At 45.3% G+C, this 14,037-nt stretch carries 11 protein-coding genes; 2 read left to right on the top strand and 9 right to left on the bottom strand.

Annotation, left to right across the window (positions count from 1 at the left end):
• Nucleotides 1-12: 12 nt before the first annotated feature.
• The 7 genes from Q4492_RS03365 to Q4492_RS03335 form a co-directional block, all read right to left on the bottom strand.
• The gene (locus Q4492_RS03365) at nucleotides 13-1,887 is read right to left on the bottom strand and encodes a diguanylate cyclase (RefSeq protein WP_303415849.1); all 1,875 of its coding nucleotides are present in this window, start codon (nucleotides 1,885-1,887) and stop codon (nucleotides 13-15) included.
• Nucleotides 1,888-2,191: 304 nt separating this feature from the next.
• A complete protein-coding gene (locus Q4492_RS03360; RefSeq protein ID WP_303415848.1) occupies nucleotides 2,192-2,620 on the bottom strand; it encodes a universal stress protein in 429 nt (142 codons plus the stop codon).
• A 71-nt stretch (nucleotides 2,621-2,691) separates the two neighbouring features.
• Entirely contained in the window at nucleotides 2,692-5,319 is a 2,628-nt protein-coding gene (locus Q4492_RS03355) for a TRAP transporter permease (RefSeq protein ID WP_303415847.1), read from the bottom strand.
• A gap of 159 nt (nucleotides 5,320-5,478) precedes the next feature.
• Nucleotides 5,479-6,462 (bottom strand): TAXI family TRAP transporter solute-binding subunit, encoded by a 984-nt coding sequence (locus Q4492_RS03350; protein WP_303416065.1) that lies wholly within the window; start codon nucleotides 6,460-6,462, stop codon nucleotides 5,479-5,481.
• Between the two features lie 367 nt (nucleotides 6,463-6,829).
• Complete coding sequence (locus tag Q4492_RS03345) at nucleotides 6,830-7,144, bottom strand: hypothetical protein (RefSeq protein ID WP_303415846.1); 315 nt, start codon at nucleotides 7,142-7,144, stop codon at nucleotides 6,830-6,832.
• Between the two features lie 219 nt (nucleotides 7,145-7,363).
• Nucleotides 7,364-7,951 carry a hypothetical protein gene (locus tag Q4492_RS03340; RefSeq protein WP_303415845.1) on the bottom strand — a complete coding sequence of 196 codons (588 nt, stop codon included), beginning with the start codon at nucleotides 7,949-7,951 and terminating at the stop codon, nucleotides 7,364-7,366.
• 101 nt (nucleotides 7,952-8,052) lie between these two features.
• Nucleotides 8,053-8,523 carry a hypothetical protein gene (locus Q4492_RS03335; protein ID WP_303415844.1) on the bottom strand — a complete coding sequence of 157 codons (471 nt, stop codon included), beginning with the start codon at nucleotides 8,521-8,523 and terminating at the stop codon, nucleotides 8,053-8,055.
• A 161-nt stretch (nucleotides 8,524-8,684) separates the two neighbouring features.
• Between Q4492_RS03335 and Q4492_RS03330 the strand changes: the two genes are divergently transcribed.
• Nucleotides 8,685-9,131 (top strand): MarR family winged helix-turn-helix transcriptional regulator, encoded by a 447-nt coding sequence (locus Q4492_RS03330; RefSeq protein WP_303415843.1) that lies wholly within the window; start codon nucleotides 8,685-8,687, stop codon nucleotides 9,129-9,131.
• Between the two features lie 57 nt (nucleotides 9,132-9,188).
• Complete coding sequence (locus tag Q4492_RS03325) at nucleotides 9,189-10,433, top strand: FAD-dependent oxidoreductase (protein WP_303415842.1); 1,245 nt, start codon at nucleotides 9,189-9,191, stop codon at nucleotides 10,431-10,433.
• Nucleotides 10,434-10,644: 211 nt separating this feature from the next.
• On the opposite strand, the gene Q4492_RS03320 is transcribed toward Q4492_RS03325, so the two are convergent.
• Both Q4492_RS03320 and Q4492_RS03315 read right to left on the bottom strand, forming a co-directional pair.
• Nucleotides 10,645-12,063 carry an efflux transporter outer membrane subunit gene (locus tag Q4492_RS03320; RefSeq protein ID WP_303415841.1) on the bottom strand — a complete coding sequence of 473 codons (1,419 nt, stop codon included), beginning with the start codon at nucleotides 12,061-12,063 and terminating at the stop codon, nucleotides 10,645-10,647.
• Between the two features lie 9 nt (nucleotides 12,064-12,072).
• Complete coding sequence (locus tag Q4492_RS03315) at nucleotides 12,073-14,034, bottom strand: MacB family efflux pump subunit (protein WP_303415840.1); 1,962 nt, start codon at nucleotides 14,032-14,034, stop codon at nucleotides 12,073-12,075.
• Between the last annotated feature and the right edge of the window lie 3 nt (nucleotides 14,035-14,037).

Here is a 14,037-nt window from a genome sequence, read left to right as displayed (position 1 = left end):
GCTGTAAACATCTCATAAACAATCGGACCCATCCGCTTGTTCAACACAGTTACGACCACGGAACTTAGCCCGATAAAGCGCAACATCAGCTCGACTCATCGAATCTGCCAGCGACTCATTTTTCACATCCACAAAGGCCACGCCAAAACTTGCGGTAACGGTAATGATCAACTCACCAACCTTAACCTCCATCTTCGCCAACGCCTCCCTCAAACGCTCAGCTAGCTCGGTTGCATCATGTAAATTGGTCTGTGGCAGAAGTACTGCAAACTCTTCACCTCCAATACGCCCGAACAGATCCATATTTCGAATAATCGTTTTCAATGTACTAATGGCAGCAATTAAAACCCTATCCCCAGTCGCATGACCGTAGTTATCATTCACTCGTTTAAACATATCCAGATCTATCATCACCACCGCTACCGGTTCTTCAAAACGTCGAGCGCTACTGAACTCTTTCTCGCTAAACTCATAGAATGCACGACGATTTAATACCCCAGTCAACGAATCGGTTTGTGCCAACAACTCAGCCTTCTGCATCGCTTTTTCGAGTTCAACCGTACGTTCAGATACCTGCCGCTCCAGCATTACCTGCTCCTGCTGTAAGTGCTGTATATGTTGCAACTCTACCCTATCTTTCTCTTGAGTAAGGTAGTTAATACGATCAGCTAATGCTAAGGAGAGCAGCACTCCCTCAATACATAACCCCAATGGCGGTGAAAAATTGGTAACAAAGTCAGCAGGAATAAAACCGATATTACGCATCACGGCAATAAAAACAGCTAAGCTCCAAATACTCCAGCCCAACACATAAAACCGCGCATCCTCTCGGCCTTTTTTATATTGCCATATCCCAAGCAGTGGAAATAGAACGGTTAAAAGTGCATAAAATAGAGCGAGTTTTAGCGCATATTCACGCCCGCCTAAAAAATAGCAGAGCACAGCAAGCCCACCCAAAACCAAAAGGCCTTGCAGCAGTCGATCAATGATCAACGATTCTCGAGTGTTTAAAAAACAACGTGTAAATTGAGTCGCCAACACTAGCGTCAGCACACCAAAAAGAATCGGAGCAAAATCGGCAAACCAGTTATATCCCTGCCATAAATAGCGATAGCCTAGGCCCGTATTGGTCAACAGAACCATCATCGCCGCCATAATATATAAGGTATACCATTTATATTCGGGCAGTCGTGTGGAGTAGCCTATCAAGAAATTAGAAAACACCAACAGCAAGCCAATACCAAGAAAGGTACCAATCACAAAATAGCGCTTGGCATAGTGTTGAAAAAACGCATCTGGGGTCCACAATAATAGCTGCGTTTCAGCCTTACCAGGCAATGCATAGGAGAGTTTAACCCATATTCGTTGCACCGCGCCGGCCGGTGTATTCACTGGATATAAATTACTCTCAGCGGCAATTGCACGCTCACCAAACGGGACATGATCACCGCCCACCTGAGATGCAGCCCCGTCCATATAAAAGGTAACAAAATCCCAATTGGGGTGGGGTACTTCAAGAAACCATGATAATGCAGCTTTGCTGTTGTTTTTCAGGTCGATACGCAGCCAATAATCAGCCCCACCGATACCAAAGTTACTCTTACCCTTAGGCAACGGCGCAAAGTGAGAAGAAAGGGGGGCGCTCTTTACTTGCTCCCACGTATAGGTTTGGCTCGCATCTTCAAGATAAAAGACATTCATCCCTGTGCCAACACCCGCCATCGTGGATGATAATTTGATCGGCGACTGAGCCTGACAAACTGCACTAATAAATAGAAAGAAAAGCAGCACAAAAATGCGCTCTAGATATTCGTAACAAAGACCTGTACGAAGTCGGTGACTGATCTTCCAACGGCTATTAATACGACTAAAATCTGGTATGCCCATGATTATAATTTAAACGCCTAAACCTGTGGTTCGGATGGGTAATTTGATAACTAATAACAACTCAGTAGCATCATATTACCCGCAAGCTATCGAGACTCTTGGTTAATTAGCACTGATATTATACTAATTAACGCCCGTTAGTCCGTTTAGTTTGCCCTATTAAACAGAATGGAATACTTGTCACATTAATAGATAAGCGCCGTTATTTTACACAACGACACTAGCTACTACCCACCATTACATTCATAACATGGATGATCATTTATTGCTGACCAAACAAAAAATCCTAAGCAGTAACTTAGCGTTAAGAGCGTAACACTAATACTGAGCAACCTGCGCGATCCACCACTCGCGAAGAGTTAGATCCCAGTAACACATGATCCACTTTACTGCGGTGATGCGCAGTCATAATAATAAGATCAGCATTGCAGCGTTTAACATGTTTGATAATGCGCTCAGCCGGATTACCCTGATGCACTGAAAGCGTTCGATTAACTTCTGGTGGTAACTTTTTCTGAGCCAGTATTTGTAGCTGTTTTTCAACGGCTTCGTGAGCTTTCTCAACAGCTGACTTTTTAAAATAAGATGCAACCAACGGCGAGTTAAATCCAGGAATGACGGTCATCAAATGGATACAGCCATCACTCTCTAATTCACGCAAAGCCAGTTCGATCGCCTGATCAGAAAAAGACGGTTCTTCAATATCAACCGGAACAATAATTTGCTTAAACATGAGTCCTTCCTTTACCAAAAAGTATGGCTATCTAAACCGAGGCCCTTACGAGAAGGCGCCTCGGATCTGGATTAAGTATTTGCTAGAGTCGAAGCCTGATCACCGTTAGCCCGGCGACGACGGCGCTGAAATAGCACGACAGGTATCAACAATAACAAAGCAGGGATAAACATAAGCTCCTTAGGTGGCTGCCCCTTCGGTACTTCCACCTGCCCTATCTGCTGATCAAACATCAAACCCGCTTTCTCTGCATGACTGCCGAAGCCCACCATATCGACGACCACCTTGCCATCAAGATTCGCCAACTCTAGACCCGCATTCACCATGCGTTCCTGAGTATTCGCCCCCTCAGCAAGTTCAAACAGCGCGACAAAATCCCGTGGATTACCAACATCATCTTCACCGATCAAATGCAGCCTCAGTTCAGCGCCATTAGGCAGATCCAAGCTATCACCCATTAATTCGCTAGCGGCTACCGTCTGGAACGGTGGTGCCACCATGTCCATCCAAAAACCTGGACGGAATAGAGAGAAGGCTATAAGAATCAATAACGCCGTTTCATGTAACCGATTACGCACCAAAAAATGTCCTTGAGTTGCAGCAGTAAACAGCAAGATCGCCGCAGTAGAAACCACGAAGACAATAATGCCCTGCCACCAGCTCACATCGATTAATAAGAGATCGGTGTTGAATATAAATAGGAACGGTAAAATGGCTGTTCGCAAACTATAGAAGAATGCGACAAACCCCGTACGGATCGGATCACCACCGGACACCGCCGCCGCGGCAAAAGAAGCGAGTCCTACCGGAGGTGTTACATCGGCCATGATGCCGAAGTAAAACACGAATAGATGCACAGCAATCAGCGGCACAATCAAGCCTGACTCTTGACCTAAAGTCACTATTACTGGTGCCAATAAAGATGACACCACAATATAGTTGGCCGTGGTCGGCAAGCCCATGCCCAAAATCAAACTAAGTACGGCCGTCAAGGCTAGCATCAACAGCAGGTTACCCATCGACAATACTTCAACTAGATCCGCTAATACAGAACCCACACCGGTCTGCGATACCACACCCACGATAATACCGGCAGTCGCCGTTGCAATGCCGATGCCTATCATGTTGCGCGCACCAACAATTAAGCCATCGATCAGCTGATTAAAGCCCTTCCTAAACTGTCGACCAAGCCCCCCCTCATTACGGAAGAACGCAAACAAGGATTTTTGCGTCAACAGGATAAAGACCATCAACATAGTCGCCCAGAACGCCGAAAGTCCAGGAGACAAGCGTTCAACCATCAAACACCATACCAGTACGATAACAGGCAGAATAAAATGCAATCCGGACTTAACGGTTGGCCCAACTTCTGGTAGTTCCACCACATCAGAATTAGGGTCATCCAGCTCTAGATCAGGGTAGCCAGCAGAGAAACGCACCGACAAGACATAGATAATCAACAACAAGACACCAATCACCAGACTGGCGTATTGGCCAAACAATGGTTTAATCCAACCAATACCATAATAGACCACCATCGACACGGCGGCGGTGGCAAAAAAGCCAATCAACACCCCCATCAAGCGCGCCATCCAAGGCTTGGCAGCGCTGCGCCGAGGCAGGCCGTACATATTCTGTTTAAGCGCTTCAAGGTGAACGATATACACCAGTGCGATATAAGAGATCAATGCGGGTAGAAAAGCATGCTTGATCACCTCCACATAAGAGATGCCCACATACTCAACCATCAAAAACGCAGCGGCGCCCATAACTGGCGGCATAATCTGACCATTAACCGATGAGGCCACTTCGACCGCACCTGCTTTCTCCGCGCTGAAACCCACGCGGCGCATCATTGGAATAGTAAACGTACCCGTGGTAACCACATTAGCAATGGAGGAACCTGAAATCAGTCCCGTCATACCTGAAGCCACAACCGCGGCTTTGGCAGGGCCACCACGTAGATGCCCTAGCAGGGAAAAGGCGACCTTGATGAAATAGTTACCGGCACCGGCCTTGTCCAACAAAGCACCAAATAAAACAAATAGAAAAACGAAACTGGTCGACACGCCCAGTGCAATACCAAACACACCTTCGGTGGTGATCCACTGGTGATTAACGACTTCCTTCAAACTCGCGCCTTTGTGGGCGATGATTTCCGGCATATAGGGGCCGGCAAAGGTATAAAACAAAAACAGTGATGCGACGACGACGAGTGGTGGTCCAAGTGCACGTCGAGTGGCTTCCAGCAAGAGAATCACGCCGGCAATGGCCACGACAATATCCAGTGTCGTCGGCAAGCCCGGACGATCCGATATTTGGACATAGAAGATAAACAGATAGCCCGCGCAAAAAGCACCCGCTATCGCCATCACCATATCCGGTAAAGGCACCCGCTCACGGGGAGAGCCACCTAAGGCGGGGTAGGCCATAAAAGCAAGAAATACGGCAAACGCAAGATGAATCGAACGCGCTTCAGTATCATTGAAAACACCAAAACTGCCGACCAACGGCCAATCATAAAAGGGTAACGGCGAGGCGATCCACAATTGAAATAGCGACCAAAACAGTGCAGCAGCCAACAGCAAAAATCGTTGAATGCCTTCTGGGTCTCGGGCACCACTATCCGTCGACGCCACTAAATCTTGGAGCTCGGCTTCGCTGAGTTTAGTAGGTTCTTTTGAATTCAGTTCAGTCATAATACTCTCCGATCCAACACCCCCAGCGTTTACCGCCGGTAAATATTAGTGCGCTCCAGCAAAGCCCAAAGGTCACGCCAGAACTGAGAAAAGACTATCCCAGGAACATCCTAGGATAGTCGAAATAGACGGCGGAGCCGCCAGTCAGGGGTGTATTACTTACATCCAGCCACGTTCTTTGTAATAACGTACAGCGCCTTCATGTAATGGAGCAGACAGACCATTTTTGATCATTTTAGCGGGATCAAGATTGGCAAAGGCAGGGTGTAAACGCTTGAAACGGTCAAAGTTATCAAACACAGCCTTAACCACTTGATAGATCACTTCCGGATCCGCCTTAGTGGAAGAAACGAAGGTCGCACCTACGCCAAAGGTAGTGGTATCGGCATCATTACCGTTATACATGCCGCCAGGGATAATCGCCTCAGCGTAAAAAGCGTTATCATCGATCAACTTCGTGATTTCAGGACCTGTTACCGGTACCAATACTGCGTCACATGAAGTCGTTGCTTCTTTAATCGAACCATTAGGATGGCCAACGGCGTAGATAATCGCATCGACCTTGTTATCACACAACGCTTGAGATTGCTCAGACGCCTTCAACTCTGAAGCAAGTTTGAAGTCATCCATGGTCCAACCTTTACGTTTCATGACCACTTCCATAGTGCCGCGCTGGCCAGAACCGGGATTACCTATATTGACCCGTTTACCTTTCAAATCGTCAAAACTCTTAATACCAGCATCGGCGCGAGCAATCACAGTAAATGGTTCAGGATGTACAGAGAATACTGCGCGGAGCTCTGTGTTAGCACCCTGTTCAGAAAATTTACTAGAGCCATTGTAAGCGTGGTACTGCCAGTCAGACTGGGCCACACCCATATCTTGGTTACCCGCACGAATAGCATTCAGGTTCGCAATCGAACCACCTGTAGATGGCGCAGTACACTTGATACCGTGATCGCTGTTACCACGATTAACCAAACGACAAATGGACTGACCTACTACATAATAGACACCGGTCTGACCACCAGTACCAATAGTCACATAGGATGATTGAGGAGCGGCAACGGCTGCGCCACTTTGAGCCCCAATCGCGATGCCGGCAGCAACCACGGTGTTAGTAAATAACTTCTTCAACTTCATCATTTGCATCCTTTATAGTTATATTCAAGGTCGGTGTAACCGACTATTTTCTACCTTATGTCAGACAAGATAAAAACCTTGTCGTTATTTTTCTGTCATTGATTCCAACATTCAGCACAAATACCATATCCACAGGGTTATCGACGACGACCGTCATACAACCCGCGAACCGCACATACACACAAAATTAATCTATTAATATTAATATAGCACTCGGTGCGACGAGTGCACGAAATTAACGACACTTGATCGGAAATAACAAACACAACTAGCAAGATATTTTGGCTTTTGTAAAAAAGAAAGGCTATTTCCGAGACTATAAAGCTAATATTAGTTAACTCTATTTTTTGCGCGATTATAATAGTTATTATTCACCATTATTTTCAACCAGTGAACAGTTACTGCTTTTGAACTTTATTCCTGGCTGGGGCCCCGGCATATTTTCTGTCAAAAAACTCGATTGTTGCCGCTCAAAATAAGCTTCGCAATCATGATCAAAAAATATAGTCAGCGATCTTAAATCAATCTGTTTTAATCTTTGAGCCACCAACGGGTGCTGAGATATAAATTGAACCATTGTATTTAAGTCTTTCAAATTAGCGGCTGAAGGGGCCAATGCGGCTTGCGTATACGTGGATCCACTCAATAAAACCACACATACCATACGGCAAATACTATTCATGTTTTCTACATCCTCGCTAAAGTGTTTGATGCTCCATACACGAGAGAGCTCACGCCCATCCGATCAAGGTAAATAAGATATTTAATTAAGAACTTCTTTTTTCGCCGACGGACAAATAAATAGCCGAGTTACCACCTCTCGTTCCAATTAGGGGTCCATAACTGGCACAGGAACCCCCACACCCTCTGGAAAAAACAATCTAATAGTCCACACGTTAATTTAGCACCCCATAGGAATAGCGACATTTATAACCGTCAATACACGCCACTGAGTGTTGATTAACTTTTCGATTTTAATACGTACCCTGCTAAGCGAAATTTCAACTGGGCTATAACCGTCGGGCCAGCCTTCTCCCTCAAATATTCTGACCCACTCCTCTCCCCCTTTGGCGAGCACAGCGGCTTTTATTTCGTCATGGTTTACCTCAGGAAAGCAGTCCACATTTACCTCGTCAAAGTTTGGCAGCACGACCCCATTACCATCAGTAATGTTAAGTTGATGCCATTCCGTCGTGCAGTGTTTCCATTCGGTTAAATCGAAGTGTGGACCTTCAGCATTGACCGACAAACTGGTTTCAAGTTGAAACGCCACTCGGTAGCTTTGATTATTTTTACCTTCTAGGATGACCATAGCTTTAGACAGCGTATCGCCTATTTCAAGCGTGGCGAAATACTCTTTTTTGAACGGGGCACTATAGTTTATGGGCTTCTGAAAGGAGATTTTTCCAGATGGTATTAACGTAATTTTATCAAGCGCATAAGCAAAACTGGGTAAACAGATAATTAAAATTGCAAAAAGATATTTCACCTATGCACTCCTGCTAACCAACATTTATAAAGCGTATTCATGTTCATCACTTATCCTTCTTGATCAAATAGAAAATAATAATCCTTCTATTATCTTACAATTCAAGGTGACTCTTTTTTCACAAACGTGATCTTTACCTTTTTACCACTACGATAGAGTTCCACAGCTTCTTCCATCCGTTTTTTCCTTTTTGCGATATCGGCAGCTGTTATCACCCGCTTATTCTCTGGATCATTATTTCTAACCATTTCATAACAAAAATCATAATTGTCAATAAACTCATTCCGCTGCTGCTTTTTATCCGCACTTTCAAGGTTTTTGTAATATTTCCCTATCACCTTCGGACCAATTTCGTGCTTAACGAGTTCAACCCCATCTTTACACATCGACAACTGCGTTTGAAAATACTGCTCTATTGTTACCCCGCCCTCTAGATTGATATGTTCATCCCTGTAACGCACCTCCTTAAATAACTGGTCTACTGCAAGGATCTTTTCACCAACACTATCCTCCGCACTAACGACTACAGATACCATAACTAATACGCTGGCTAAAACGACTCTATTGATCATTTTTACTTGTCCTGACACTTAACAATATCAGTCATAGTACTACTGGATAGTCATCCATAACAAATTCACAGTTCAAGAACACAGCCCCCCTTCAAGCTTGCAAGATAGAAGCAGTCCTATTATAGTTGTTACTAACAACATAAATTATCAAGGTTAATTCTATGCCCGCTAATTTAGAGCGTGCTGAAGCGCTATACGAAGCTGTCAACCAACTAATCCGTGTTCACCAGTTCCGTGACCGAGATTACATCTGCTCCCACGATGTATCGGTAGCACAGTGTTATGCGCTTGAAACCTTAGTAAAACGTGGCCCTTTGAGATTGCAGGCACTCGCTGATGAGATGTATCTAGATAAGAGCACCACCAGCCGCGTGGTAGATTCTTTATTGCGCAAAGAGTACGTACTCAAGCTTTTGGATCCGGCAGACCAGCGAGCGATCCAGCTGTCTCTTACTCCCGCGGGCGAAGCGCTCTACCATACCATTCATCAAGACCTAATCATGGAAGAGGCTTCACTGATTAAAGATCTTTCACCAGAAGTGATTGATGGCACATTAACCCTTATTCAGCAGCTTACAAAGGCCGCACGTGCACGCTTAGGCTCATAGGCCATTTTTTTAACTTATTAGTTGTTAGTAACAACATTAATCATGGAGGAAATTCTCATGCACAAAGAATTAACCAATCTACCTGTGGCCGTTATTGGCGCGGGCCCTATAGGCTTGAGTGCAGCGGTTCAACTACTCAAGCGAGGCTTCACTCCCGTCCTGTTTGAAGCCAGCAACCAAGCAGGCGCTAATATCGCTCGTTGGGGACATGTGCGTATGTTTTCCCCTTGGGCATACAACGTGGATCCTGCCGCTGCTGAACTACTAAAACCAAATGGTTGGAACGAACCTACGGCAACGGATTTCCCCACCGGCAATGAACTACTAGAGCAATATATAACTCCATTAGCCTCTCACCCAGAGATCAGCCCCCACCTGCATCTAAATACGCGGGTCAAATCTGTTAGCCGGCTTAACCATGACCTTTTACGTACTGAAGGTCGCGATAAAGCCCCCTTTGTGCTGCGAGTATCAAACCCTGACGGTGAGCAAGATATGATCGTCCAAGCGGTTATCGATGCATCAGGCACCTATCAAACACCTAATTGGCTGGGCACCCATGGTATTCCAGCATTAGGTGAAACCGAAGCAAAAGAGGCTATCGCCTACGGTGTTCCCAATATTCTCGGTTCTGAACGGGAGCAATATAAAAACAGAACGGTGTTAGTTGTGGGCGGCGGTCATTCTGCTTTTAATGCTCTACAAGATTTAGTTCAGCTCGCCGATGAACATAAAGATATGCGTGTCCTTTGGGGAGTGAGAAATAGCTCAGTCAACAACGTCGTTCGCTCACCAGAAAATGATGAACTGCAAGAGCGCCGCCGTCTTGAAGTTCGAATCCAAGAGCTACTTGAGCAGGGGAAAATTGAGGTATTTACTGAACTTGAGATTGAAGCAATTCAACAGGAAAATGGCAAGTTAATAATACAAAGTGGATCCAAAACATTGCCACCTGTGGATCGTATCATCGCCGCCACAGGCTTTCGCCCCAACCTTAACCTCTTGGCTGAATTACGCACATCCCTCGATCCGGCGACCCAAAGCCCAACACGACTTGCGCCACTTATCGATCCGAATCAACATAGCTGCGGCTCAGTACCTGAACATGGCTTAGCTGAATTATCTCACCCTGAATTGGGCCTATTTATATTAGGTATAAAGAGTTATGGCCGTGCTCCTACCTTTCTGCTGAGAACCGGCTACAAACAAGTGCTCTCTGTGGTTTCAGCCCTCGGTACTGATTGCATAGCTACTGCAGCACAAGCATCGACCACGCCTACCCCATTAGCCTGCCAAGGATAATCTATGACCACAGTTCTACAGAGCTTTTTAACATCAAGAAAGCTCTTATAAATAACTGTAAAACATACAAAAAAGCCCACTTTATAGTGGGCTTGACACTAACCTACGATTAAAAACTTCCCTGCTCTCTCCATAGGTTATTGTCGATAACCTGATCTTAGCTATTCGATTTGCTCTTATGGGTATTATATAACTAACCCAATAGACCAACTTACTGAGCTACAACAGGGCCAACTATATCTCCACCACCTAACGACTGATAAAGCATTGCCTGAACTACAAACTGGTTATAGCGGCTTTCCAGCAACGATGATTCAATACTACGTCTCGACTCCATTGCATTAAGCCAATCAATAATTTCACTCTCTCCATAAGTATATTTACTCTCGTAAATGCGCTCTATCTCTTTGGCATTAGTGTATTGCTCTTGATAGACACCGGCTTGATAGTCGTAGTGTTTTTTAGCGGTAAGTAGGTTATCCACCTCTTCAAATGCCTGATAAAGGGTATCTCTATAATTCACAACCGCCATTTGATAGTCGATTTCAGAAATACCTTTATTTAACTCCATCTCACGCCACTCAAGAAAAGGCAGAACGATACCACTTCCGAGGGTTGCTACTGGATTTTTCAACAAGTTCAACAAACTAGAAGATGAGGAATTTAATGCCCCAGTTAGCGTAATAGTCGGAAGATAACCCGCTGCCACTGCATCTTTTGAGGCAAGGGTAGATCTCAGCTCATATAAACTAGCTCTTACATCAGGTCGACGTAGCAGAAGCTGCGCCGGTATCCCTGCCTCAATATCAGGTATAGGCTGTACCGATAACTGTTCAAGGCTTATTCCCGTCTCTTGCAAGGGCTGGTTAAGTAGGATGGAAAGGGAGTTTTTGGCTTCTGATAGCTCTTGCTGCAGCTGACTCAGCTGCACTTGTTGATTAAACAGAGCTTGCTCTGATTCAATCACCTCTAATGATGTATTAGAACCATTTTTGTACTTTAACTTGGTAAGCTTAGCAATGCGCTCACTGTCCATTATGTTATCTTTTATCAGTGCAAGTCTCTGGTGAAGATAGGCCACTTTCCAATAGAGCGTAGCTGTTGTTACAACTAGATCTTGGGCTATATTTTCTCTGTCTTCATAGCTTGCTCTGGCAGCCAGTTCACTCGCGTCAGCTAAGGCCGCAACACGGTTCCAAAGGTCCAGCTCATAACTCAAAGATAAACCTGTGCTATAGCTAGAGTCCGATGAACCGGAATCAAAGTCATATTCGTAAGAGGAACTCTGTGAGAAACCCAGCTTAGGAACTTTGTTGTTTTCACTAACACCGGCTTCCAATAAAGCTTTTCTTAAAGTCAAAGTCGCTTTTTCTATATCACTGTTTGATACCAAGACTTTATCTATAAGACGGTTGAGTGCGGGATCATTAAATAGGGTCCACCACTGCTCAGGTTGAGCAAGCGCCACTGCATTGTCACTCGAGTTTTGTACTGCACTCGGCAACGATGTCTGAGACCAGCCTTGAGGTATATCTAACTCCGGCTGTTGATATTCACTGCGCATCGAACTGCAACCAAACAACGAAATAGCACAGAGCACCGCAATAGAAGCCTTTATCATAATCTTCATCTTATTCCCCTAATCTCTGGAAAGCGCTTCAATAGGGTTGAGTCGTGCAGCATTACGGGCAGGAAAATAGCCAAAGATAATGCCAATTAAGGTCGAGCAAACAAACGCAGCAACTATAGATGCAGTCGAATAGATCATCTGGTAATCACTGCCGGTATAAGTGATAACAACACCCACAAGGTAGGCGAGCGCGATCCCCAAAATACCACCACAAAAACAAACCAACACCGCTTCAATCAGAAACTGGCGCATGATATCCGCCTGTCTAGCACCCACCGCTACACGTATACCGATCTCGCCAGTTCGCTCCGTAACCGACACCAGCATGATGTTCATCACACCAATTCCGCCGACCAGCAGGGAGATAAACGCTATGGCAGAAATCAGAAGCGTCATAGTTTCAGAGGTTTTTTCTATACTTTTACGTATCGTATCTGTATTGATAGTGAAAAAGTCCACCACACCGTGCCGCATAGTTAACAGGCTAATAATGCCCTGTTCCGCCACCTCACTGGAGACATTTTCATCAACCCTAACGGTAATATCACTGACATAATTTTGCCTAAATATCCGCCCAGAAACCGTGGTATAAGGCAGCCAAACATTGAGTTCATCACTGTTATCAGCCACACTTTCTATAGGATCAGTAACACCGATCACCCGAACAGGCAGACGACCGAGAAAAATGACGCTACCGACAGCATTACCATCTGAGAAAAGCTCCTGTTCAGTATTTTCATCGATAATCGCGACCTGTTCCAACGCCTCAACACTCGCTTCATCAAAATATTGCCCCTGCGCTAAAGTATACCCCCGCACACGGAAATACTCCGTACCAACCCCCTGAACCGAACCGGTTACCGTCTCACTGGAATAGCGAATCGCAACATTAGCTCTAACTGTTGGGGTAACACTGTCAATAAAGGACAATGTTTTAAGGGCATTAGCATCACCGGCGGTTAGTGTACGCACTCGTCCTGAGCGGCGATCTCCTCGCCCAGTACCCGGTTTAATTTCTATCGTATTAGTCCCCATTGAAGCGATCTGGTCCATAATCGACTGCTGCGATCCGGCGCCCAACGCAACCACCGAGACCACAGAGGCAATCCCGATAATAATGCCTAACATCGTCAAAAAGGTACGCAGACGATTATGGGACATGGCAATCGTTGCCATTTTAAACGCTTCAAGATAGCGAGAAAAATTAAGTCTAGACGTTGCTTGCTGTTTTTTATCTTCAACATCGCTGCGTTCAGGAGTCAACGGACGTTCTTCCGACGCGCTGGGGTTTAGATGATCACTGATAATCTCCCCATCTTTAATTTCAATAACACGATCAGCAAATTCAGCAATACTCGGATCGTGAGTAACAAGAATAATAGTATGACCATCAAGATGTAGCTCTCGCAGCAGCTTCATCATCTCTTCGCCACTACTACTATCTAACGCACCAGTGGGCTCATCCGCCAAAATCACATCCCCGCCATTCACTAGAGCTCTGGCGACACTAACACGCTGCTGTTGACCACCACTAAGCTGATTCGGCTTATGATCTAAGCGATCTTCTAAACCCAATCGCGTAAGCAGCTTTGTCGCTTTCTCCGCACGTGTATGTGGGCCTTCATTCGCATAGAGAGCAGGAACTTCCACATTTCCCAATGCTGAGAGATCACTTAGTAGATGATAACGCTGAAAAATAAAGCCAAAATATTCACGCCGTAATGCGGCTAACTCATCATCCTCCATTTTGGAGGTATCCTGGCCATTGATGAAGTAACTACCTTTAGTTGGCTTATCCAGACAACCTAAGATATTCATCAGTGTCGATTTTCCTGACCCAGACGCACCAATAATGGCGATCATCTCGCCACGATGAATTTCCAAATTAACATTGTTCAGCACAGTGAGCTCTTGCTCACCGGCAGAAAAGCTACGGCCTACATCAACAACCTTTAACAGTGCTTCAGCCATAGG

Origin of the sequence: Neptuniibacter sp. 1_MG-2023 (genome assembly GCF_030547185.1) — a bacterium.
In the GTDB taxonomy this organism is placed as follows: domain Bacteria; phylum Pseudomonadota; class Gammaproteobacteria; order Pseudomonadales; family Balneatricaceae; genus Neptuniibacter.
The sequence above is the reverse complement of the archived record's forward strand: the minus strand, read 5'-3'. Positions and strand labels throughout refer to the sequence as shown.